At 62.2% G+C, this 23,890-nt stretch carries 20 protein-coding genes; 16 read left to right on the plus strand and 4 right to left on the minus strand.

Going from position 1 to position 23,890, the window contains the following annotated elements:
- The first annotated feature begins 1 nt into the window (after position 1).
- Together AruPA_RS12935 and AruPA_RS12940 are read left to right on the plus strand one after the other, a co-directional pair.
- On the plus strand, positions 2 to 730 hold the full coding sequence (locus AruPA_RS12935) for an SURF1 family protein (protein WP_265637120.1): 729 nt from the start codon (positions 2 to 4) through the stop codon (positions 728 to 730).
- On the plus strand, positions 727 to 2,244 hold the full coding sequence (locus AruPA_RS12940; RefSeq protein WP_265637121.1) for a carboxypeptidase M32: 1,518 nt from the start codon (positions 727 to 729) through the stop codon (positions 2,242 to 2,244). Before AruPA_RS12935 ends, AruPA_RS12940 begins: the two co-directional genes overlap by 4 nt.
- A gap of 247 nt (positions 2,245 to 2,491) precedes the next feature.
- Here AruPA_RS12940 and AruPA_RS12945 read toward each other — a convergent pair whose 3' ends face one another.
- The 4 genes from AruPA_RS12945 to AruPA_RS12960 form a co-directional block, all read right to left on the minus strand.
- On the minus strand, positions 2,492 to 2,890 hold the full coding sequence (locus AruPA_RS12945) for a DUF4149 domain-containing protein (RefSeq protein WP_265637122.1): 399 nt from the start codon (positions 2,888 to 2,890) through the stop codon (positions 2,492 to 2,494).
- An 11-nt stretch (positions 2,891 to 2,901) separates the two neighbouring features.
- Positions 2,902 to 4,209 (minus strand): adenosylhomocysteinase, encoded by a 1,308-nt coding sequence (ahcY, locus tag AruPA_RS12950; RefSeq protein ID WP_265637123.1) that lies wholly within the window; start codon positions 4,207 to 4,209, stop codon positions 2,902 to 2,904.
- Between the two features lie 78 nt (positions 4,210 to 4,287).
- The gene (gene rho, locus AruPA_RS12955) at positions 4,288 to 5,562 is read right to left on the minus strand and encodes a transcription termination factor Rho (RefSeq protein WP_029314099.1); all 1,275 of its coding nucleotides are present in this window, start codon (positions 5,560 to 5,562) and stop codon (positions 4,288 to 4,290) included.
- Positions 5,563 to 5,788: 226 nt separating this feature from the next.
- A complete protein-coding gene (locus tag AruPA_RS12960) occupies positions 5,789 to 6,361 on the minus strand; it encodes a hypothetical protein (RefSeq protein ID WP_265637124.1) in 573 nt (190 codons plus the stop codon).
- Here AruPA_RS12960 and AruPA_RS12965 point away from each other — a divergent pair.
- The 14 genes from AruPA_RS12965 to AruPA_RS13030 all read left to right on the plus strand — a co-directional run bounded on the left by AruPA_RS12965 (position 6,321) and on the right by AruPA_RS13030 (position 23,847).
- Positions 6,321 to 7,376, plus strand: a complete 1,056-nt coding sequence (locus tag AruPA_RS12965; RefSeq protein ID WP_265637125.1) for a hypothetical protein — start codon at positions 6,321 to 6,323, stop codon at positions 7,374 to 7,376. The two genes, AruPA_RS12960 and AruPA_RS12965, sit on opposite strands and share 41 nt — an antisense overlap.
- A gap of 122 nt (positions 7,377 to 7,498) precedes the next feature.
- Positions 7,499 to 8,602, plus strand: a complete 1,104-nt coding sequence (locus AruPA_RS12970; protein WP_265637126.1) for a COX15/CtaA family protein — start codon at positions 7,499 to 7,501, stop codon at positions 8,600 to 8,602.
- A complete protein-coding gene (locus AruPA_RS12975; protein ID WP_265637127.1) occupies positions 8,599 to 9,663 on the plus strand; it encodes a COX15/CtaA family protein in 1,065 nt (354 codons plus the stop codon). Before AruPA_RS12970 ends, AruPA_RS12975 begins: the two co-directional genes overlap by 4 nt.
- Positions 9,663 to 11,123 carry a metalloprotease TldD gene (gene tldD, locus AruPA_RS12980; protein WP_265637128.1) on the plus strand — a complete coding sequence of 487 codons (1,461 nt, stop codon included), beginning with the start codon at positions 9,663 to 9,665 and terminating at the stop codon, positions 11,121 to 11,123. The genes AruPA_RS12975 and tldD overlap by 1 nt, the downstream gene beginning before the upstream one ends.
- A 147-nt stretch (positions 11,124 to 11,270) precedes the next feature.
- A complete protein-coding gene (locus AruPA_RS12985) occupies positions 11,271 to 12,752 on the plus strand; it encodes an FGGY-family carbohydrate kinase (protein ID WP_265637129.1) in 1,482 nt (493 codons plus the stop codon).
- Positions 12,753 to 12,775: 23 nt separating this feature from the next.
- The gene (locus AruPA_RS12990; RefSeq protein WP_265637130.1) at positions 12,776 to 13,795 is read left to right on the plus strand and encodes a zinc-binding dehydrogenase; all 1,020 of its coding nucleotides are present in this window, start codon (positions 12,776 to 12,778) and stop codon (positions 13,793 to 13,795) included.
- 122 nt (positions 13,796 to 13,917) lie between these two features.
- A complete protein-coding gene (locus AruPA_RS12995) occupies positions 13,918 to 15,264 on the plus strand; it encodes an ABC transporter substrate-binding protein (RefSeq protein ID WP_265637131.1) in 1,347 nt (448 codons plus the stop codon).
- A gap of 77 nt (positions 15,265 to 15,341) precedes the next feature.
- Positions 15,342 to 16,244 (plus strand): carbohydrate ABC transporter permease, encoded by a 903-nt coding sequence (locus AruPA_RS13000; RefSeq protein WP_265637132.1) that lies wholly within the window; start codon positions 15,342 to 15,344, stop codon positions 16,242 to 16,244.
- Positions 16,245 to 16,249: 5 nt separating this feature from the next.
- Entirely contained in the window at positions 16,250 to 17,074 is an 825-nt protein-coding gene (locus tag AruPA_RS13005) for a carbohydrate ABC transporter permease (RefSeq protein ID WP_265637133.1), read from the plus strand.
- A 9-nt stretch (positions 17,075 to 17,083) separates the two neighbouring features.
- Positions 17,084 to 18,163: an ABC transporter ATP-binding protein gene (locus AruPA_RS13010; RefSeq protein ID WP_265637134.1), complete on the plus strand. Its 1,080-nt coding sequence runs from the start codon at positions 17,084 to 17,086 to the stop codon at positions 18,161 to 18,163.
- Positions 18,160 to 18,891 carry an SDR family oxidoreductase gene (locus AruPA_RS13015; RefSeq protein WP_265637135.1) on the plus strand — a complete coding sequence of 244 codons (732 nt, stop codon included), beginning with the start codon at positions 18,160 to 18,162 and terminating at the stop codon, positions 18,889 to 18,891. The genes AruPA_RS13010 and AruPA_RS13015 overlap by 4 nt, the downstream gene beginning before the upstream one ends.
- A gap of 157 nt (positions 18,892 to 19,048) precedes the next feature.
- Positions 19,049 to 19,525 carry a type II toxin-antitoxin system Phd/YefM family antitoxin gene (locus tag AruPA_RS13020; RefSeq protein WP_265637136.1) on the plus strand — a complete coding sequence of 159 codons (477 nt, stop codon included), beginning with the start codon at positions 19,049 to 19,051 and terminating at the stop codon, positions 19,523 to 19,525.
- A gap of 363 nt (positions 19,526 to 19,888) precedes the next feature.
- Positions 19,889 to 20,224 (plus strand): hypothetical protein, encoded by a 336-nt coding sequence (locus tag AruPA_RS13025; protein WP_265637137.1) that lies wholly within the window; start codon positions 19,889 to 19,891, stop codon positions 20,222 to 20,224.
- Positions 20,225 to 20,241: 17 nt separating this feature from the next.
- On the plus strand, positions 20,242 to 23,847 hold the full coding sequence (locus AruPA_RS13030; protein WP_265637138.1) for a PIN domain-containing protein: 3,606 nt from the start codon (positions 20,242 to 20,244) through the stop codon (positions 23,845 to 23,847).
- Positions 23,848 to 23,890: the final 43 nt, after the last annotated feature.

Raw genomic sequence — 23,890 nt, forward strand, 5'->3', positions numbered from 1 at the left:
GATGCCTGACTCCATGATCGATCAGGCACCGCCGCGTGCGCGCTGGCGGCGCCTGATCGGCATGGGACTATTCAGCCTCGTCATGCTCGTCCTGCTGCTCACGCTCGGCATATGGCAGGTGCATCGCTGGCACTACAAAGACCGCATCCAGCGCGAAATCGCCGCCGCCCAGCTCCTCCCGCCGATCCGCCTGCCACCCGACCCGACGCCCTATCAAAAAGTCGCCATCTCCGGCCACTGGCTCGCCACGAAGGCGGCATTCTTCGCCGACCAGATCCGCAATTCCCCCGCCGGCCCCTTGCAAGGCTCGCAGCTCATCATGCCGTTCCAGCGCCGCAACGGCGATGTCGTCATGGTCGATCTCGGCTGGGTGCAAGGCACGATACCCCACCCCGCCCCCGTGCCGGCCGGCCCCGCGCTCGTCTCGGGCTATGTTCAGGCCGCACAGAATTTCGGCCCGTTCGCCGCCCGGAGCAACCCCGCCAAACGGATGTTCTACACGCTCGACCCCCGCCGGATCGGCACCGCACTGGGCCTGCACCACGTCCAGAACTTCACCCTGATCATGCTCGGCCCCCAGCCGATCGCCGGCGGCCCGATCCCCGCCGCCAGCCTGCCGCAACCGCCGAACAACTCGCAGCAATACGCCCTGACCTGGTTCGGCCTCGCACTGGTCGTGGTGCTGGAATTCCTGTTCTACGCCCGCAAACAACTCAAGGAGCCCGCATGAACCACATCGCCGCCAACACCGATGCCAAGGCCTACCAGCGGCTGACTACCCGCTTCGCCCGCATTGCGACGGTCGAGGAAGCGATGTCCATGCTCGGCTGGGACGAAGCGGCCGTCATGCCGGACGGCGGCTCCGCCGCCCGCGCCGATCAGTTGGCAACCCTGTCGGGCATCGCCCACGCCATGCTGGTCGAACCCGCCGTCGCCGATGATCTCGATGCCGCCGAAGCCCATCCCCCCGCTGCACCCGCCGAACGCCGCAATCTGGAATTGATGCGCCGCAGCCACACCCAGGCCGCCGCCCTGCCCGGTGACCTCGTCGAGGCATTGACCCGCCAGTCATCCACCTGCGAAAAAATCTGGCGCGCCGCCCGCGCCGCATCCAACTTCAACATGGCCGCCCAGCCGCTCGCCGACCTGCTCGCCCTCAGCCGTGAAAAAGCCGCCGCCCTCAGCGCAGCCACCGGCCTCGCCCCCTACGATGCGCTGATCGATACCTACCAGCCCGGCATCACCGCCGCCGAAATTACCCCGGTATTCACCCGCTACGAAACCTTCCTCCACACCGCGCTGCCCCAGGTCGAAGCCCTGCAGGCCAGCCGCGAACACTGCACACCCGGCACCGCCCCCTTCGCCATCACCGCCCAGGAAGCCCTCTGCCGCCGCCTGTCCGCCCAGGCCGGACTCGACTACACCGGCGCCCGGCTCGACCGCTCCACCCACCCGTTCTGCGGCGGCACCCCCACCGATATCCGCATCACCACCCGCTACGACGAAACCGATTTCGCCTCCGCCCTGATGGGCGTGCTGCACGAAACCGGCCACGCCCTCTACGAAGCCGGGCTCCCGCGCACCAACGCCCGCCAACCCGTCGGCGCCGCCGCCGGCATGGCCGTGCACGAAAGCCAGTCCCTCATCATCGAAATGCAGGCCGCAAGATCCGATGCCTATCTGACCTTCCTCGGCCCGGTCCTCGCCGAAGCCTTCGATCAGGATCCCGCCAGCTTCACACTCCCCCGCCTCGCCGCACGGCTCCGCCACGTCGAGCGCAGCTTCATCCGCGTCGAAGCCGATGAAATGACCTACCCCGCCCACGTTATCCTGCGCTACCGCCTCGAAGCCGCCATGATCGCGGGCGACCTCGCCGTCTCCGACCTCCCCGGCGCCTGGGCCGACCAGTTGCGCAGCCTGCTCGACATCACCCCGCCCGATGACGCGCGCGGCTGCCTGCAGGATATCCACTGGTACTGCGGCCTGTTCGGCTACTTCCCCTCCTACACACTCGGCGCCATGGCCGCCGCCCAACTCATGGCCGCCGCCCGCACCGCCACACCCGCCATCGATGCCGCCCTCGCCCAAGGCGACGTCTCGCCCCTGCTCACCTGGCTGCGCACCAATGTCCACCAACACGGCGCCAGCCTCGGCTTCAACGACCTGCTCCGCCAGGCCACCGGCAAACCCCTCGACCCCACCGCCTTCGAAACCCACCTGACGTCCCGCTACCTGACCCCGTGATGGCTTGGGGGACGGCAGGCAAGCAAGGCCAGGGGCTCTGCCCCTGGACCCCGTTAAAGGCGGAGCCTTTAAAATCCATTAGTTTTAGGCCAGGGGAGGGCGACCCAGGCCAGACCAGCGGAACCACCGAGGCAGCGCCCTCCCCTTGCCTAAAACTAGCGGGTTCTAAGGGCTCCGCCCTTAGTGGGGGTCGAGGGGGCAAAGCCCCCCGCCTTGCTTGCCTGCCGTCCCCGAAACCGCCGCGGCGTCAGGCGGCGAGTCCGGTCAGGAGCAGGATGACGACGATGAATTCGGCGCCGTTGGCGTAGACCGAGAGTTTATGGGCGCGGTCGAAGGCGGGTTGGTTGCCGGCTGCGCGCAGGGTGTTGATATGGGGCAGCCATTCGAGCCAGAGCCAGAGTGTGGCGCCGGCGATGAGTATGGTGGCGAGTGCGTACCACGGTTTGCCGTGGATCAGCAGGCCGAAGCTCGCGATCACAGCGGCGGTGGTGACGTACAAGTAGTAGCGCGGAAAGGCGGCGCGGATGAACGGGCCGGCGACGTCGGGCGGCAGTTTGCTGAACACCAGCGGGGTCATGACCGCGCCGTAGAACAGCATGCCGCCGAGCAAGGCGGCGAGACCCATAACGGCAAGGAACCCGCCCATCCGCGTAATCCTCAATACCGGTATTCGTCGTGCTTGAACGGGCCGGTCTTCGAGACGCCGATATATTCGGCCTGTGCGGGCGACAGCACGGTGAGCGCCGCGCCGACTTTGGCGAGGTGGAGGGCCGCGACTTTTTCATCGAGGTGCTTGGGTAGAACGTAGACCTCGTTCTTGTATTTCCCGGCCGGTGCCTGCCAGAGTTCGATCTGCGCGAGCACCTGGTTGGTGAAGCTGGCGGACATCACGAAGCTCGGATGGCCGGTTGCGTTGCCGAGGTTGACGAGCCTGCCTTCGGACAGCACGATCAAGCGCTTGCCGTCCGGAAACACGACTTCATCGACCTGTGGCTTGACGTTTTCCCACCGGTAGTTGCGCAGCGATTCGATCTGGATTTCGCTGTCGAAATGCCCGATGTTGCAGACGATCGCGCGATTTTTCATCGCGCGCATGTGGTCGGCGGTGATCACGTCGATATTGCCGGTGGCGGTCACGAAAATATCGCCGCGCGGTGCGGCGGTATCCATGGTGACGACCTCGTAGCCTTCCATGGCGGCCTGCAGGGCGCAGATCGGGTCGATCTCGGTCACCAGCACGCGGCAGCCGGCGTTGCGCAGCGAGGCGGCGGAGCCTTTACCGACGTCACCGAACCCGGCGACCACGGCGATCTTGCCGGCCATCATCACATCGGTGCCGCGGCGGATGCCATCGACCAGCGACTCACGGCAGCCATACAGATTGTCGAACTTCGACTTGGTGACACTGTCATTGACGTTGATGGCAGGGCAGAGCAGCTGGCCCGCCTTCACCATGTCGCGCAGGCGGTGCACGCCGGTGGTGGTCTCTTCGGAAATACCGCGCACATCGGCCAGCATTTCGGGATATTTGTCGTGCATCAGCTTGGTGAGGTCGCCGCCGTCATCGAGGATCATGTTCGGCGTCCAGCCGTCGGGCCCGCGCACGGTCTGTTCGATGCACCAGTTGAACTCGTCCTCGTTCATGCCTTTCCAGGCGAACACCGGCACACCGGCCGCGGCGACACCGGCCGCGGCGTGATCCTGGGTCGAGAAAATATTGCACGACGACCAACGAACCGTCGCACCCAGCGCGGTCAGCGTCTCGATCAGCACGGCGGTCTGGATCGTCATGTGCAGGCAACCAGCGATGCGCGCCCCTTTCAGCGGCTGTGCGGCGCCGAACTCGGTGCGCAGCGCCATCAGGCCGGGCATTTCGGTCTCGGCCATGCTGATTTCCTTACGCCCCCATTCGGCCAGGCTGAAATCGCGCACTTTGTAGTCGTTCTGGGGCATCGCGTCGGGCATCGTTACGTCCTTAAATCAGAAAAACGTTAAGTAGGTCCTTTTCGCAAAAAAGAACCGAAAAATCGTTGTGAGGCCGGTTTACGTGTTCATCGCCTCGAAGAAATCGCTGTTGGTTTTGCTATATTTCAGCTTATCCAGCAAGAATTCCATCGCCTCGGAAGAGCCCATCGGATTCAGAATCCGCCGCAGCACCCACATTTTCGACAGCGTGGCCCGCTCGACCAGCAATTCTTCCTTGCGCGTGCCGGATTTCGTGATGTCGATCGCCGGGAACGTCCGCTTGTCGGACAGTTTGCGGTCGAGAATGATTTCCGAGTTGCCGGTGCCTTTGAATTCCTCGAAGATCACCTCGTCCATCCGGCTGCCGGTATCGATCAGCGCGGTCGCGATGATCGTGAGCGAGCCGCCTTCCTCGATATTGCGGGCCGCGCCGAAAAACCGCTTGGGTTTCTGCAGCGCATTGGCATCGACGCCGCCGGTCAGCACCTTGCCGGAGCTCGGCACCACCGCGTTATAGGCGCGGGCGAGCCGGGTGATGCTGTCGAGCAGAATGACCACGTCGCGCTTGTGTTCGACCAGGCGTTTGGCCTTTTCGAGCACCATTTCGGTCACCTGCACATGGCGGGTCGCCGGTTCATCGAAGGTCGAGGCCACGACCTCGCCCTTCACCGTGCGTGCCATGTCGGTGACTTCCTCGGGCCGTTCGTCGATCAGCAGCACGATCAGGAACGCCTCGGGATGATTGGTCGAAATCGAGGTGGCGATGCTTTGCAGCATCACGGTCTTGCCGGTGCGCGGCGGTGCCACGATCAACGCGCGCTGCCCCTTGCCGATCGGCGAGATCAGGTCGATCACCCGTGCGGTATTGTCCTTCTGCTGACCTTTGGGCGGCGGCTCGGCGTTTTCGATCTCCATGCCCAGCCGCTCGGTCGGATACAGCGGCGTCAGATTATCGAAATTGATCCGGTGGCGCACCGCATCGGGCGGCTCGAAATTGATGGTCTCGACCTTGAGCAGCGAAAAATACCGCTCACCATCCTTGGGCGCGCGAATTTCTCCGGCAACCGTATCACCGGTGCGCAGGCCAAAGCGGCGCATCTGTGCGGGCGAGACGTAAATATCATCCGGGCCGGGCAGATAATTGCTCTGCGGGCTGCGCAGGAACGCGAAGCCATCCGGCAGGGTTTCGAGCGTGCCATCGCCATGGATGGCCTGATCATTCTCGGCATAGGCCTTCAGGATGGCGAACATCATGTCCTGCTTGCGCAGGCTCGATGCGTTCTCGACCTGCAATTCCTCGGCGAGGCTGAGCAGGTCGGTGGGTGATTTGGCCTTGAGTTCGGCGAGATTCATATGTGTCCGCTATGGATGATGGGCCCGGAGGGCGAGGCGATCAGGGCGCTTTCAAGGGGAGTGCGCCCAAGGGGGCGCGGCAACCGGGCGTGTTTGTCCCAGCGCCGGTTACATGCCGGATGCCTGAGGTCGGGTCAAGGGGCCGCCGCGATACCGGTTTGACGAAACGGCCGGCCGATCGCTAGAGCCATGACCATCAATCTTTGAACAGTGCCGCATGGCAGGATCAACGCGCATCGAACCCGGCACTGTCCCACCCATCCTGCGCGCGGCGATCGGGCTCGGCATCGCCCTCGGCCTGTTCCAGAGCCTGAAACTCGTCTTTCACCTGTGGGGTGCCGATTCCGACATCGCCGACCCTGTCCTGCTCTGGAACGGCGTGCATCGCTACGGTCTGCACTTCGTCGCCATGTGGCGCTACACCCAGGACAACTGGCTCCTGTCGCTGATGCCGTTCGATGCCGTGATATTCACCCTCTTCGGCGACCGGCCGGTCGTCGTGGTCGCCGCCGGCCTGCTGTTCTTCTGGGCCATCGCGCTGCTGGTCGGCGTGCTGATCGGCCGCGAGCGTGGCGCCTGGGTCGGTGCCGGTGCCGCCATGGTGCTGCTGTTCGCGGGTGAACCGACCATCGGCAACAGTGGCTTCCTCGGTTACGCGGTATCGCACGGCATTTCGCTGGTCTGGGGCCTGATCGGCCTGCTCCTGACGGTGCCATGCCTCGATCGCCCGCGCCGGTGTCTGCCTGTTCGTCGCCGCGGTGTCCGACCCCTGGGCCGATGCCGCGTTCCTGGCTCCCATGCTGCTCGCGGCACTGGCACTCATCGTGATCGGCCGGCCGGATCGGCGGCGACCGCTGATCGCCATCGTCGCGATGGTGCTGATCGCCGGCCTGCTCGTGCAGACCCGATTATTCGGCGCGCTCGGTTTTCTGCCGGGCGTCGTCCATTCGGTCGCAACGCTGCCGCAAATGATCGAAAACGCGAAATTCGCGGCCCGCTACATCGCGGTCTTCTTCAACATCCTGCCCGGATTGCTGACCAGGTCAGGGCCGACACCCCCGCCCGCGGTGGTGGTGATCGAATGCGCGCTGTTCTTCGCCCTCGTCCTGTTCTGCGCATTCCGACTGATGCGGCAGTTTCCGGCCACCTCCAGCCGCCGCCAATTCATCGCGCTCACCGCCCTCGCCTCCATGTTCGTCATGCTCGCGGCCCTGGTCATCACCGGCTTTCAGCAAGGCATGGTGACCGGGCGCTATTTGTCCAACCTGTTCGTTTTCCTGCCGCTGCTGATCGGCGCGAGCCCGATCGGAAGCGACGTTCGCGACCGTTTCGATCGCACCGTGCTCGCGCTCCTGGCCGGCCTGTTCATGATATCGGGTCTGGTCAGCAACCGCATGGTCTGGAACGACCGCATGCCGACCACCGGGCTGAACGGCGTGCCCCAACTCGCCGCCTTTCTCGCCGCCCACCACATCCAGTTCGGCTACGGCCCCTATTGGTGGACCCAGGCCAACGCAACCGGCTGGGTAACCCGCGGCAAACTGACGATCCGCCCGATCGACTTCAACCCGGGCGAGGGCAGGTTCGTCCCCAAGCCGGTCCAGACCCTGCCGGAATGGTACACGAAACCAGCCATCGCGCGGCAACCCGCCCGCATGGCGCTGATCCTGCCGCCCTCACCCGGCGATTGCGGCGCCGCCACCACCTGCCTCGCCGCCGCCACCGCCCAATTCGGCCCGCCCGCGCAGATCGTGCCCTACGGACCGCTGACCGTGCTGATCTACAATCACCATCTCTATCTCCCCCCGCACTGAGCGAAGCATCCCCGCCGCCAACCTCACCCGGACGTGACAGCATCCCGCGCCGCACCGCTTTACAAAGCCAAAAACGGGTGCAAATCGAAGCGACGAAAGACTCCAAAACCCGAGGTCGCCTCATGGCATCGCAATCCGTTGCCGATTTCACCATCCCTGCCCACCGCGCCGATCGCGCCGCCTCGGTCCAGAACCGCCGGATCGTGGCGACCTGGCTGTTCATCAGCTTCGCCCTGATCGTCGAAATGTTCGGCATCGGCGCCTATGTGCAAAACGACAACGCCGGCCTGTCGATCATGGCGTGGCAACCGGTCTCCGGCATCATCCCGCCCCTCACCCATGCGGCCTGGGAGCGGATGTTCGCGCTTTACAAAACCATCCCGCAATACCAGCTCCTCAACAACCACATGGACCTCGCCGGATTCAAGGCGATCTTCTGGCCCGAATGGATTCACCGCATGTGGGGCCGCCTGCTCGGCCTCGATTTCGGCGTCCCGCTGGTCTGGTTCTGGTGGACCGGCCGGCTCGAACGCCGGCTGCGGCCCTGGCTGCTCACCTTGTTCGTCCTCGGCGGCGTCCAGGGCCTGATCGGCTGGTGGATGGTCGCGTCGGGCTTCCAACCCGGCCTCACCGAGGTTTCGGTCTGGCGCCTGTCGATCCATTACTGCTTCGCGACCATGCTGGCGATCGCGGTATTCACCACCGGCCTCGTCGTGCTAAAGCCGGACTCCGAGCGCCTGGCCCCGTCCATCGCCGCCAGATACCGCGTCGCGCGCGGCTTCGCCCTCGCCTCGATCGCGGTGATCATCGTCGCGATCATCGCCGGCACCTTCCTCTCCGGCACTCACGCTTACACGATCGACAACACATTTCCCCTGATGCAGGGCCAATGGGTGCCACCCGATTACGCCGCCCTGCACCCGTTCTGGAGCAATCTCTTCCTCAACAAGGCGGCCACCCAATGGGATCACCGCCTGCTCGGCACCATCGCCGCGGTCGTGGTGCTCGCCGCCGTCGTGGTCGCCATCCGCGCCGATCTGCCGCCCCGCGCGCGCGACGCCTTCCTGACCATGGGCGGCCTGCTGGTCATCCAATACATCCTCGGCGTCACCACGCTGGTCTCGAAAATCCTCGATATCGGCATCGTCCACCAACTCAACGCCGTCCTGCTGCTCGCCGCCGCGGTCTGGGCCTGGTTCGAGCTGCGCGGCCGGCGTGCCGCATGAACGCGCGGCCCGACCGGCTGATCGGCAACTGGCTGCTGATCATCTGCGCCATGATGTTCGGCATGGTCGCCGGCGGCGGCCACGCCCGCACCATCGGCGCCGGCTTCATCATCCAGCAATGGCGCCCGCTCACCGGCATCATCCCGCCGCTCACCCACGCCGCCTGGCTGCACATGTTCAACCTCTACCGCCAGACCGCGCAGTTCCGCACCCTCCGCCCCAGCATGACCCTCGCGCAATTCCAGGCGCTGTTCATGCCGATGTTCATCGATCGCGACTGGGGCCGGCTGATGGCGCTGGTCTTCGCCCTGCCGCTCGTCTGGTTCTGGGGGCGCGGCCGGCTCTCCACCCGCCGCGCCCTCTGGCTGCTCGCCCTGTTCGCCGCCGGTGCCGCCGAAGCGACCATGGGCTGGCTGATGACCCATCAGGGCATGCGCGGCGCGCTCCATCCCTCGCCGCTCTACCTCGCACCCCATTTCGTGCTGGCGATGCTGATCTTCACCGCCATGCTCTGGACAGCGCTCACCATCCGCAACCCCGAACCACCCGTCATCGTCGGCCACACCGGCCTGCGCACGCTGCTCAGCGTCTCGATCGGTCTGCTCATCGCCACCATCGGCCTCGGCGCCCTGGTCGCCGCAACCGGCGCCATCCATGTCTACAACACCTTCCCGCTGATGGATGGCCACGCCCTGCCGCCCCACGCCTTCAAACTCCACCCGCTCTGGCTCAATCTCTTCGCGAACCGGGCAACCGTGCAGTTTGATCACCGCGTGCTCGCCACCATCACCGCCATCATCGTCGTGGTCGCCGCCGTGCAGGGATTGCGCGCCCCCCTTGGCCCAAAACCGCGCGATCTGTTTTTGCTGCTGGCAGGATTGGTCATCGTGCAATATATATTGGGCATGAGCGCGCTGGTCTCCGGCATGGCCGGACTCGGCTACATCCACGAACTCAACGCCGTGCTGCTGCTTGCCGCCTGTGTCGCCTGCCGTCACACCCTGCGTGGCGCGGTACCAGCCGGTGCCGAACATCCTCTTGTCATGAAGGCCGCCGAATAATGCCCGATACCATCATCGCCGCCCCGCACGACGCCCTCGCCACCGCCGACCGTCTTTTCCACGGCAACGACGGTCTGAACCCGGTCGAGGCCAGGCGCACCATCGCCCCCGTGCTCGACCCGGCCGATGACGGCGAACTGTTCCTCGAATACCGTGAATCCGAAATGCTCAGCCTCGATGACGGGCGCATCCGCAACGCCAGCTTCGACAACCGCCGCGGCTTCGGCCTCCGCTCGGTCACCGGCGAAGCCGCCATCTACGCCCACGCCGGCGAAATCACCGATGCCGCCCTTGCCCGCGCCGTCGCCACCCTGCAGGACGCCCGGCCCGAAGACTCCGGCACAGTTGCCCTCGCCCCGCCGAAAGCCGGCCCCTCGCTCTACACCGCCCTCAACCCGCTCGCCGAAATGCCCTTCGCCGCCCGCGCCGCCATGCTCGGCGAAATCGACGCCTACGCCCGCGCCAAGGACAGCCGCGTGGTGCAAGTGATGGCGAGCCTGTTTGGCGAATGGCAGGTGGTCGAAATCCTCCGCGCCGATGGTGTCCGCGTCGCCGATGTGCGCCCCCTCGTCGTCCTGCACGTCTCGGTCGTGATGGAACAGAACGGCCGTCGCGAATCCGGCGGCCACGGCGCCGGCGGCCGCGAAAGCTACGCCACCGTCACCGCCCCCGATTTCTGGCGCGCCGCCGTCGATGAATCGATCCGCAAAGCCACCCTCAACCTCGAAAGCATCGCCGCCCCCGCCGGTGAAATGCCCGTCGTCCTCGGCGCCGGCTGGCCCGGCATCCTGCTGCACGAAGCCATCGGCCACGGCCTCGAAGGCGATTTCAACCGCAAGAAAACCTCCGCCTTCGCCGGGCTGATGGGCAAACGCGTCGGCTCCAAAGGCGTCACCGTGGTCGATGACGGCACCCTGCCCAACCGGCGCGGCTCCCTCACCGTCGATGACGAAGGCACCCCCAGCAACCGCACCGTCCTGATCGAAGACGGCATCCTCACCGGCTACATCCAGGACCGCCAGAACGCCCGCCTGATGGGCATGACCCCCACCGGCAACGGCCGCCGCCAGTCCTACGCCCACCTGCCCATGCCGCGCATGACCAACACCATCATGCTCGCCGGCGACGCCACCCGCGACGATATGATCCGCTCCGTCAAACGCGGCCTCTACGCCGCAAACTTCGGCGGCGGTCAGGTCGATATCACCTCCGGCAAATTCGTCTTCTCCGCCTCCGAAGCCTACATGATCGAAGACGGCAAAATCGGCGCCCCCGTCAAAGGCGCCACCATCATCGGCAACGGACCCGACGCCCTGACCAAAGTCGATATGATCGGCAGCGACCTCGAACTCGACGCCGGCATCGGTACCTGCGGCAAAAACGGCCAAGGCGTCCCCGTCGGCGTCGGCCAACCCACCATAAAAATCTCCGGCCTCACCATCGGTGGCACGGCAGCATAAAGGCACAGACCCCGATTCATAAAAGTTTTTTGCTACTTTTTTACAAAAAAGTAGTTCTTTTTTGTAAAAAAGAACCAAAAAACTTTTTATAATCTTGGCCTTCGCCTTGGCTTGCGTCAGTGCCCAGGCTCGGCGTATGCGCGGGGCATGGATGCCGTGATAGGGCTTGATTGCAGCACGAGCGCAGTGAAGGCGGTCGCGTTCGATGCGCGCGGTGTCGTGTTGGCCGAGGGGCGGGCGGCGCTGGCGTTCCGGGCTTTGGGCGACAACCGGTTTGAGCAGGACCCGGGGGATTGGTGGCGTGCCGCGTGTACGGCGTTGCGGGCGTTGGTCGCTGCGGCGCATGGCGTGCGGTTTATCGGCATCGCCATTGCGAACCAGCGCGAGACGATTGCGCCGCTCGATGATGCATTTCGCCCGACGCGCCCGGCGATTTTATGGCTGGATGGCCGTGCTGCCGACGATGCGGCGGCGATGGCGTCGCGCTTCGGGCGGGATGAGCTGCACCGGATCACGGGCAAAATCCCGGACCCGAACCCGGCGCTGTATAAACTGGCGTGGATGCGGCGGGTTGAGCCCGCCACGCTCGATGCCAGCCGGTATTTCGCCGAGGTGCATGGCTATCTGGCGCAGCGCCTGACCGGGCGGTTCGCCACCAGCACGGCGTCGGCCGATCCGCTCGGGGTGTTCGACCTGAAAGCCGGCGCTTATGCCGATGAATTGCTCGGTTCGATCGGGCTGCGGGCGGATCAGTTCGCCCCGGCGCTGCCGCCTGGCAGCGTGATCGGCGCGTTGCACGCGGAGGCGGCGGCCGAGACGGGCTTGCCCGAGGGCCTGATGGTCGCGGCCGGCGGCGGCGATGGCCAGGCGGCGGGTGTCGCGGTCGGGCTGGCGGCGCCGGGCCGCGCCTATCTCAATCTCGGCACCGCGATCGTGTCGGGTGTGCACAGCCATGCCTATCGCATTGGCACGGCGTTTCGCACCATGATCAGCGCGGGCGGGCCGGGCTATGTGCTGGAAACCTCGCTGCGCTCGGGCACGTTGTTGTGCGACTGGCTGGCCCGCGATCTGTTCGGTGATCCGGCGGCGTTGACCACGCTTGAGGCCGCGGCGGCGGCGCTGCCGCCGGGGGCGGATGGCGTGTTCGTGCTGCCGTATTTCCTGGGTGTGATGACCCCGCATTGGGACAGTGGTGCGCGCGGTGCAATTCTCGGCCTGGCGCCGCATCATGGCAGGGCGCATCTGTTGCGCGCGCTGTTCGAAGGGATCGCCCATGAGCAGGCCGATGTCACGGCGCGCATCGTCGCGGCAACCGGTCTGGCGGTGCGCGAGATCGTGGCGATCGGCGGCGGCAGCCGCAGCGATCTGTGGTGCCAGATCATTGCGGACGTGATGGGTATTCCCGTGCTGCGTTCGGCGAGCGCCGAGGCGTCGGCCCTGGGGGCGGCGATGGCGGCGGCGGTCGCGGCCGGCTGGTTCGCCGATTTCACGGCCTGCGCGGCGTCGATGGCCGGCCCGATCACCGCGCGGTTCGACCCCGATCCCGGGCGCGTCGCCGCCTATGCGGCCTGTGCCGCAGCGTACCGCACGATCTATCCGCGTCTCGCCGGGTTTCCGGCGGTCCCCTGAACCCCGATCACGAAAGACCCGTCATGCAGGCTCTGTTCATCAACGGCATCCGCGACATCAGCATCGGAACCGCGCCGGAGCCCGATGCCGGCAATGCCCGCGTGCCGATCGCGGTGGCCGGCGTCGGTGTCTGCGGCAGCGACCTGCATTATTACCTGGAAGGCGGCATCAGCAGCCAGACCATCGCCGCCCCCTTTGTCCCCGGCCACGAGTTCGCCGGCCATGTGCTGGAAGACCGGCCGGAGCTTGGCCTGCGGCGGGGCGAGCTGGTCGCGGTCGATCCGGCCACGCCGTGCGGCCATTGCGAATGGTGCCATCGCGGCGAGATCAATTTGTGCCCGAACACCGTGTTCATGGGTGCGCCGCCCTATCCCGGCGCGATGGCGGAGCGCATCGCGGTCGATCCGGCGCAGGTGATCAAGGTGCCGCAGGATTTCACCGTCGATGAGACGATGATGCTCGAACCGCTGGGTGTCGCGATCCACGCGATCGATCTGGCAAAACCCCGCCTGCTGGAATCGGTCGCGGTGATCGGCTGCGGCCCGATCGGCCTGCTGATGATCGCGCTGGCGCGCCTGTCGGGCGTCGGTAAAATCTACGCGGTCGATCCGGTGGCGTATCGCGCCGAGGCCGCCGGCATCGAGGGGGCGGATATGACCGGCGCGGACCGGGCCGAAATCGCGGCATGGACCAACGGTCGCGGTGTCGATCTGGTGCTGGAAGCGACCAATGCGCCAACCGGGTTTCAGCACGCGGCGGAGGCCGCGCGCATCGGCGGCCGCATCGTGCTGGTCGGCATCCCGGAGGGCGATTCCTACACGCTGGTTGCCGGGCTCGCACGCCGCAAGGGCCTGTCGGTCAAGTTCTCCCGCCGGATGGGCCATGTCTATCCGCGCGCGATCGATCTGGTGGCCGGCAAGCGGCTGAATGTCGGGCGCATCGTCACCCATCATTTCAGCCTGGCCGACGGCGCGACGGCGTTCGAATTGCAGGCCGCCTGCGCCGACGGTGCGCTGAAAAGCCTCATCATGCCCAATCGTTGAAAATATCTGTTGTCAACGACCGATAATTTTTGGCATAGGTGAATATATAATCAGGTGAGCCCGTCGCGCGCGGCACGCCTGTGCCTGTCCAAGCACGAAATCAACCGGTCGAAGGAAACGTCATGAAACCATCCGTCAAATCGCTCCTGCTGGGCTCGGCGTGCGCTGCCGCCGTGCTGGGGCTTGCACCGAACGCGCATGCCTGGTCGCTCCAGCAGGCCGCCGCTCCCTACAAGGGCGAAACCGTCACCGTGGTCGGGCTCGATCGCCCAAGCTACAAGGCGGCGCAGAAACTCACGCCGGAATTCGAGAAGGAAACCGGCATCCACGTCAAATGGGTGACCTACCCGTACGAGAATTCGCTGAAGGCCGAGACGCTCAATTTCGTCTCCCATTCCGGCCAGTTCGACGCCATTCTGAGCGACGTGGTCTGGCCGGTCGATTTCACCAAGGCGCATTGGGTGGTGCCGATCAAGGATTTCATGGCGAACAAGGACCTCGCCGATCCAAACATCGATGTGAAGGATTTCTTCCCGGTCTGGCGCCACGCCTTCACCATCAAGGGGCAACTGGTCGGCCTGCCGTTCGATTCCTACGCCGGCCTGCTCTACTACAACAAGAAAATCCTGAAAGAACACGGGTTCTCCGGCCCGCCGAAAACCTGGAACCAGTTGCTGACCGATTACGCGCCGAAACTCTACGACCCGGCCAAGAATCTCTACCCCTACGCGCTGCAATCCGCCCGCGGCGAGACCCAGACCGCCGACAGCTTCACCCGCTTCCTCTGGCCCTGGGGCGGCCGCTATTTCGATGCCGCGACCAAAAAAATCACCCTCGACAGCCCCGATGCGATCGCCGGCGAAACCTTCCGCCAGAAACTGATCAAATTCGGCCCCAAGGGCATCATCGCCGATGACCATTCGCAGGTCGTCCAGCTCATGGGCCAGGGCCAGTTGGCCATGGTCACCGAATGGTCGGCCTTCTACACCACATTGACCACCTCGAAAGCAGGGCCGGATATCGGCGTCACCACCGAACCCGCCGGTCCGAAGGGCCAGTATTCCGCGTTCGGCGGCTTCGCCTACATGGTCAGCGCCCAGGTGCCCAAGAAAGTCCAGGACGCCACCTGGCTGTTCATCCAGTGGCTCACCTCGAAATCGATGGCCAAGCCCCTGCTCGAAAACGGCGCCGTCGTCGCCCGCGCCAGTGCCGACACCAACCCGGCCCTGCAGGCCAAATACCCCTACCTCGCGCCCATGGTGAAAACCTGGGAACACGGCAGCGTGCCGGACTGGCGCCCCCAGATCGCCTGCTACCCGTATTTCTCCGAACTGGTCTCGCAATACGGCTCAGACATCGAAACCGGGCAATACACCGTGCCGGCCGGCCTGAAAAAACTCTCGGCCAAGCTCCAGCACTACATGAACTCGACCGGCTGCTGGAATTCGGTCAACGTGCCGAAGCATTGAGCGTCTAGTCGTTTGACGAAACGCACGGGCGGGCCGCCTTTCCCGCCCGTCGCGTCGTTGCGGAGCCAGGAAACAGCATGACCGAACCCACCCTGCACGAGGTCAAGGTGCCGCGCATCCGGCAATGGGAGCCGTGGTTCTTCGTCGGCCCGTCGCTCCTGCTGCTGCTGGCCGTCGGCCTCTACCCCACTGTTTTCGTTGCCTATTTCTCGTTCCACAACTGGACCATGGGCATGGGCCCCCCGGTGTTCAACGGTGTCGATAACTACATCGAAACCCTGACCTCGTCCGATTTCATCTCCTCGATCCTGCGCACCTTCCTGTTCCTGATCGTCACGCTGCCGATCGAGCTGTGCCTCGGCCTCGCAATCGCCCTCGCCCTCGATCAGACCCGCAACGCCTGGCTGCGCCGCCTCGTCCAGATCCTCCTGGTCGTCCCCATCGCCACCACCCCCAGCGTCGTCGGCATGCTCGTGCAACTCATGTTCAACACCCAGCTCGGCGTCGTGAATTACGGCCTGCACGTGCTCGGCATCGCCCCGGTCGACTGGCTCGGCAACGCCCACGCCGCCCTCGGCATGGTGATGATGACGCAAATCTGGGAATGGACCCCCTTCGTCGCCCTCGTGCTCTCGGCCAGCCTCGCCACCGTGCCACAGGATATCGAGGAAGCGATCACGCTGGAAACCGAAAGCTTCTGGGCCCGCTTCCGCTACATCAAGCTGCCGTTCCTCCGCCCCGGCCTGGTGGCCAGCATCGTGTTCCAGACCATCTTCACCATCAAGACCTTCGACATGATCTACTCGGTCGAAAAAGGCGGCCCGGGCGACGCCACTCAAATGATCGCCCTGCACATCGAGCGCATCGCCTTCCGCGGCTTCGATGTCGGCCTCGCCTCGGCGGAATCCGTCCTCACCCTGATCGTCACGATCGCACTGGCGCAAACCGTGGTCAGTTTTCTCTACAAGGACGAGGTCTGACCCCCATGACCAGACACAAACTCCTCTCGCTCGGCCACGGCCTCTTCCTCGCCTTCATCGCCCTCATCATCATCTTCCCCTTCTACTGGATGATCGCCTCCTCGCTGAAAACCGAGAACCAGATCTTCCAGCTCCCCCCGGTCTGGCTGTTCAAACCCCATTTCGCCTCCTACGCCGCCGCCATCGTCAACGACCACATCCTCCGCGCCCTGCTCAATTCACTGATCGTCACGGTCGGCGCCGTCGCCCTCGGCGTCGCGGTCGGCGCCCCCGCCGCCTACGGCCTCGCCCGCTACACCTTCCGCGGCTCATCGCAGATCCAGTTCTGGTACGTCACCAACTGGATGCTCATCCCCGTCGTCGTCCTCATCCCCTTCTACCTCCTCGCCGCCAACCTCCGCCTGATCGACAACCCCATCACCCTCATCCTCATCTACCAGACCTTCGTCGTCCCCCTCGTCGTGTGGCTCCTGGTCGATCAGTTCCGCGCCGTGCCCATCGCCCTCGAAGAAGCCGCCCTGCTCGACGGCATGAGCAAATTCGGCATCTTCCTGCGCATCACCCTGCCGCTCACCGTCCCCGGCATCACCGTCGCCGCCATCCTCGCCGGCATCTTCGCCTGGAACGACCTGCTCTACGCCTTCATCCTCAGCCCCGGCACCGATGCCCGCACCGCCCCCACCGTCATGATGAGCTACCTCGGCGGCTACATCATCCCCTGGGGCCGCGTGATGGCAAGTGCGGTCATGATCACCGGCCCCGTCGTGATCGGCGGCATCGCCATCCATAAATATATCGCGCGCGGGCTCACGCTCGGCGCCGTGAAATAAGGAAGTCCCGTGGCACAAATCGCGATCGACGGCGTCACCAAGCGCTACGGCGCCACCGAGGTTCTGAAACGGCTCGACCTCACCGTCGCCGAAGGCGAATTCATGGTCCTGCTCGGCCCCTCCGGCTGCGGCAAAACCACCCTGCTGCGCATGATCGCCGGACTCGAAACCCCCAGCACCGGCCGCATCCTGATCGGCGGCACCGATGTCACGCTAACCCCGCCCGCCCGGCGCGACGTCGGCATGGTCTTCCAGAGCTACGCCCTCTACCCGCACATGACCGTGCGCGAAAACATCGCCCTCGGCCTCAAACTGCGCGGCGTCACCCAAGCCGAAATCGCCAGCCGGATCGAACGCGTCGCCGCCCTCGTGCAGATCGCCCCCTACCTCGAACGCAAACCGAAAGCCCTCTCCGGCGGCCAGCGCCAGCGCGTCGCCCTCGCCCGCGTCATCGCCCGCGAACCCTCCGTCTCGCTCATGGACGAACCCCTCTCCAACATCGATGCCCAGCTCCGCACCGTCATGCGCGCCGAACTCCTGCGCATCCACCGCAAGACCGGCATGACCACCATCTACGTCACCCACGACCAGGAAGAGGCCATGGGCCTCGGCGACCGCATCACCGTCATGAATTTCGGCCACGTCGAACAGATCGGCACCCCCGACGAAATCTACGCCCGCCCCGCCAACGCCTTCGTCGCCCGCTTCATCGGCGCGCCCCGCATGAACCTCATCCGCCTCGCCCACCGCCCCGGCGCCAACGCAATCGAGGCCGCCGGCATCCGCGCCCCCGTGCCCGCCACCCTCGGCACCCTCCCGCCCGATCTCTTCCTCGGCTTTCGCGGCGAGGAAGCCCGCCCCGGCGCCGCCCACGATGGCGAAGCCACCATCGAAGGCGTCGTCGATGTCGTCGAACACCTCGGCGCGCAAATCGAAGTCCACCTCCGCCTCGACGATGGCGAGGAAGCCGTCTTCCGCCGCCCGCGCGGCGAAACCATCTGGCACGAAGGCGAACGCGCCGCCCTCGCCATCCCCGCCGCGCACCTGCACCTCTTCAACGCGGAAACCGGCGCGGCCCTGCGCGCATGAACGCCGAATTCCAAGGAAAACGCATCCTGATCACCGGCGCCGGCAAAGGCATCGGCCGCGCCCTCGCCACCATGGCCGCCGCCGAAGGCGCCACCATCGTCGCCCTCAGCCGCTCCGCCACCGATCTCGCCACCCTCCACCACGCCACCGGCGCCGAAACCCACACCATCGACCTCGAACACACCGAAGCCATCACCACCCTGATGGCCACCCTCGCCCCGGTCGACTACCTGATCAACAACGCCGGCATCGCCCGCCTCGCCCCCTTCACCGAAACCACCCTCACCCAGCTCGACCAGATCATGGCGGTCAACCTCCGCGCCCCCTTCCTCATCGCCCAATCCGTCGTCCGCGACTGGCTCAGCCGCAACCATCAAGGCGCCATCGTCAACGTCTCCTCCATCGCCAGCCTCTGGGGCACCCCGGACCACGTCGCCTACGCCGCCTCCAAAGCCGCCCTCGACTCCATGACCCTCACCATGGCCAACGAACTCGGCCCCTTCGGCATCCGCACCAACAGCATCAACCCCGTCATAACCCTCACCCCCATGGGCGAACGCGCCTGGTCCGACCCCGCCAAATCAACCCCCATGCTCACCCGCATCCCCCTCCGCCGCTTCGCCAAACCCGAAGAAATCGCAAGCGTCGCAATGTTCCTCCTCTCAGCAGCAGCAAGCATGATCAACGGCGTGATCATGCCGATCGATGGCGGGTTTCGGGCGGGGTAGGGCAGGGGCAGGGTAGAGCAGGGGAAGCAAGCGCTTCTTTTTTGTAAAAAAGAAGCAAAAAACTTTTATTCGTCAGGGTCTTGGCCTTCACCCTTACTCGCGCCCACGTACCCTCCTGACTATGACCACTGTAGTCCCATCTTGTCCGGAGGCCGCCATGCGTGAAATCCAACTGCGCGACGCCCAGGCCGCGCTGTCCGCCGTCGTTGACGATGCCGTACGCGGCGAACCCGCCATCATCACCCGCCACGGTAAGCCCGAACCAGTTGTCCTGAGCTTCGCGGAATGGCAACGCCTCTCGCGCGTGCCCTCCTTCGGCCAACTCCTGATGGCCGCACCCCTCGATGAGATCGATCTCCCCCTCATCCCGCCCACGCGTCAAACCCGCCCAATTATGCCCCGACCCAAAAACGGCCTCTGCCGTTGGCTGACCACAGAACCAGCCGCAGCACGCGCCGCTCAGTCGCCTGCGGTTCAGGCACTCAGTTGGGATTTGTCGAAGGCTGTCGTGCGGCGGGACGGCAATCGCCTCGTGTGGCGTGTCTCCACAAACCACTTCGGCGCACAATGCTGGGTCGAGAGCGACGACGCAACGCGAGCGGTCAGCAAGGTGCATCACGCGCCTGAGCGATAACAAAGGAATGCGGGTCCACGGGCGCCCCTAAAGCAACCGATATCGATGGGAGGATGAATGGCCTCGGCCATGTCGGGCCACCGGCAGACCGACCGCAACGCGCTGTTCCCGGCTGTTCCAGGTCTCCCGCCATCTACTCGTGGGTGAAATCATCGGGGCCTACATCGGGACAAGGCGCATCGTAGCATCAGTCGACCTCTTTACGTTTTGACGCTAGCAGAGGAAGATCGACGCAGAGGCCATGTCCCACGCCTGGAGGAGATAGACGTGTCAGGAGACTCAAATGAAGGCGGAGGTCGGAGCTATTACATCAATACTGTCGGGGCTGGGGCACGTGTTGCTCAAGGAGACAATATATCTTGGTTGGAGGCTGTCAGTACGCTTCCGGATGGGCCAACACTCGCCGGCCAGTTTACGCAGATCATCGACTCAATAGGCACCGATCCAGATCTCGATGATGATAGCAAAGAACTTGCTCGCGTTAAGGTTAACGCAATCGCTCAGGCATTATCAGTTGTTGATAACAACCCCGGCTCTCTCCGCCTCGCCTTGAAGGACGGAATGCCATTCTTTTCTTCCGCCGCGTCTAGGATCGGGAAAGCGATTGGAAGCCTACTTTCAGGTGACGCGGCGCAGAGAACGCTCAGTACCGTCACGGACACGGCAACGCGAGCAGCAATATCATATTTTATATCATAGATGCGCGTGGCGAAGAGTTGACCGAGAAATCACCAGAATACCGAATCGGCAGCGTTGGATCGGGAGCAACCGTTGTTCAAGGTACCAACATTAATATCACGTTGACTCAAAATGTCTTTCCTGCCTCGATCGCACCGGAGTTCCTTCCCGAACCCCTAAAGTCAGTGATGCAATCGCAACCTCCGTCCAAGTCTTCTTTGCAGATGATGCCGACGGATCTCCGAGACCCAGAGGACCCGCTTGATACGAAAATTGGAGAAATTAATAAACTTGTTGGAGATGGCTCCCTATTAGCCGCTCGGAAAGCATATGAACGCCTCTGGAACACAGACGCACCGAAAGCGTCACCGCGCTCAAGGCACCGACTGCGTGCCAATATTGGTCATACATACCTGCTTCTGAATGAAAAGCAAAAAGCGATTACGGAACTACATCTCGCCTATCAAGAAGGGCCAGATTTGCCAGCGGCGCAAGCATCGCTGGCTTTGGCTCTATTACTACAAGGTGAGACCAACAAGGCGTTTGAATGCGCCAAAGAGGTACTTGAGCAAGATAAGACCAACCTTCAGGCCGCTTGTGTCATCTTGGACACGGCTCCTGCGGATCTTTCCGCAGCCGCAGTGAAAGGCCTACTGCCAGTAGACCTTCACAAAAAGAAGGAGGTGTTATTAGGTCTTTCAGCGCGAGCGTCTACAGGCGGGGAAGCAAACGACGCTGAAGCATATGCGCGCGCGGCGTTGCACTCAGCGCCCAACGATTGGCATGTATTGGCGGCACTGGCCATTGCGCTCCTTGCGCCGCTCTCTGATCTTGTCGGCGTACGCTATACGCGCTTCATTCCAAAAGATTTTGAACGAAAGTTTGATGAAGGTCTTCGGCTACTTCGTCGTTCATGGGCGATCGTAAAAACGAGAGATGACGCAATTTGTAGCGCCTACGTTGCCGCTAACTTGGTTGCAACGCTAGAGGTTGCGGACGAGCCAGTAGAGGCTGCGGAAGTTCTCGCCGAAGCTGTCGCGGTAGCGCCTAATGACCCTCATATTATTCGGGAGGTCGTGAACCGTTGCGTGGCGAACAGCGATTGGCCGGGAATTTTGAGGTGGCTCGACAAAATCTCCCCTGAAGACAAATTGCCATCCGATAGACTCGTTGCCTTCCAAGCTAGAATTGAAACAGGGGATGCCGAGCGCGTTCTAATCGAGGCAGAAGAATTTCAGCGTAGCGTTGAAGATATTCGATTGATCGAGATGAGTGGCGCCGCTCGGATTGATGCTGCATCAACGGTAAATAAGCTTAACGCATGCCTAGATGAAGTGTTAGCAAAATCTCCTGAATCTATCATCTTGCGATCTATAGCCATATTCCGACTCCCTGACGGCGATCCAAAAATTCCAATACTTTTAGATGAAATAGGAGCGATTGCTGATCAAGAAAAGGATCCGCGTCAGCGAGTGTTTGCTGCCGACGCTTATTTCCACCGTGGACATTTTGGTAAAGCGGCGGACCTCTATCAGACAATCGACAGCACCATAAGCAAAGGGCCTATTCTACAAAAATATTTGACGGCCCTACATTTCGCTGACCGACGCGCAGACGCTAGGACTTTGTTCGAGAAATCCGACCCAAAATTGCGATTGGCACCGGAATTCGGCCGTCTCGGTGTCGCTATCTACGAGCGATCTGGTTTGCTAAAAGAGGCTCGCAAACTGCTTGAACAGCTTCTAAACGCGTATGGGAATCTGGAAGACAGAGTCTATTGGATCAGACTGCTGGAACGTCTACGGGACGTGAATTCAATAAAACGATACCTCACAACCGTAAAGGCTGATCAGATAGGTCCGCCAAGAATCCTCATTTTCCTTGCCCAAGCCATCGATAAATATATCGGTGGCGCGAACTCTCTTCCGATTGCATACCGAGCGTTAAGGGACGGATTTGACGACGAACAAGTTCATTTAGGATATGCTTTTGGCCTATTTGTAACGGGAAACGTGAATCGTTATCTGAGTAACCCTCCAACGGAAGTCGGCAATGATACAGCCGTAGTTTTGAGGGAGGTTGAGACCGGAATCGATATTTCACGAATTTTGGAAACGCTGAATCCTCGCAAACTAGAACTAAATGAAATCAACATTTTTGATCCTTTCGCACAAATGTTGATTGGAAAGACAGTCGGCGATGTCATCGAAATTCCAAACATGTCTATGGGCGTCAAACGATATATTATAAAAAACATTCATAATAAATATCTCTTTGCACATATTAGAACTCTTGAACAGTTTGGGCGTTTATTCCCGGCTAGTCAGGCTATGGCATCGCTCGATGTTGGCCCATCGCCCGGGCTTGAATCTTTCCAACCAATCATAGACGTAGCCAAGCGCAGACACGAAGCCGGCAAATTCGTGTTCGATACATATAAGGCAACACCAATTCCGATTGGCATGATTGCCAAATCTCTTTCGATCTCACCACTCGATGCTGTCTTGGTATTGCTCTACCGGGACAAAGCTGAGCTGAGATGCAGCATCGGCAATACTATAGAGATCAGCAAAGCACGAGAGGCAATAGCCCAGGCGACGCGAACAATCGTTGATCCAGTGACGTTATTTACTCTTGTCAAATTGGGTGTTGCGTCATTGATAAAGGAAATGTGCCCTAAACTATCGGTTGTTCAAACGTCGATTGATATGATTCAGCAGTTTTCGGATGAACATGAACAGAAAAATACCAGAGGAGGTGGGACGCTCGGCTGGGACGGTACTCAGTTACAAATGACAAGATTTAGCGACGGGAATTTAACGGAGATTGCTGGACTTGCTTCTGAAGCATTACAATTTGCAAAATCGCTAGACCTTGTACCGGCAGAAGGTGGTCATCCTATTTCATCCGGTGGTCGTGAGATTTTAGAAGGGCTGAATCCAGCGTTTATTGACAGTATACTTGCATCGCAGATGGAGCAATCTATTTTTCTTACCGATGATTTGGCTTTGAGATTATTAGCAGAAGAAACGGCTGGAGTAAAAGGGGTGTGGACGCATTCGTTTGTACAATTTAGTGCAGATAACAGAAAAATTCGGAGAGAGTTACTGAACCTTATAACATATAAGCTTGAGACGTCTGGATTTAACTTTCTTTCTGTTTCGAGTAATGACATTCTGGCAGAATTACGTGTAACCAATTGGAAAATAAACGATGTATTACGATCGTTAATGCGCTTGCTTTCAAGACCGACGAATTTTCGTCCAAGCGTTATTATTGTCTTGGTAGAAATAATTTGCCGCTCGTGGAATGAAAAGCCATCTATAACAGAATTTTATAATTTAATCGGGCTCCTGCTGCAGGAGTTTCTGAGTCGACATACTTCAGAAGTGTGCATTGCGATATTTTCAGAGGCCTGTAAGTTTATGTACGAGTCAATCGTGGGAGAAAACCGTAAGACAAACGTGAAAAAAACCCTGCGGTCAACTACATGTTATACTGGAATTGAGGTCGTGTTGGAAAAAATTGACCGGTTTAAGCTTCCTATGCTGACAGAAATATTCGGCATTATTGGATATCAAATCGAAGGGCGTGGAATTGGGAGCCTCGCAGACCTTCTGAATTGGACAAAAGACGTTTTGTGATCCGTCTTTCAAGCCAACCTAAAATGCGATTGCCCGAGTTGAA

It is taken from the genome of Acidiphilium sp. PA (genome assembly GCF_026191915.1).
Classification (GTDB): domain Bacteria; phylum Pseudomonadota; class Alphaproteobacteria; order Acetobacterales; family Acetobacteraceae; genus Acidiphilium.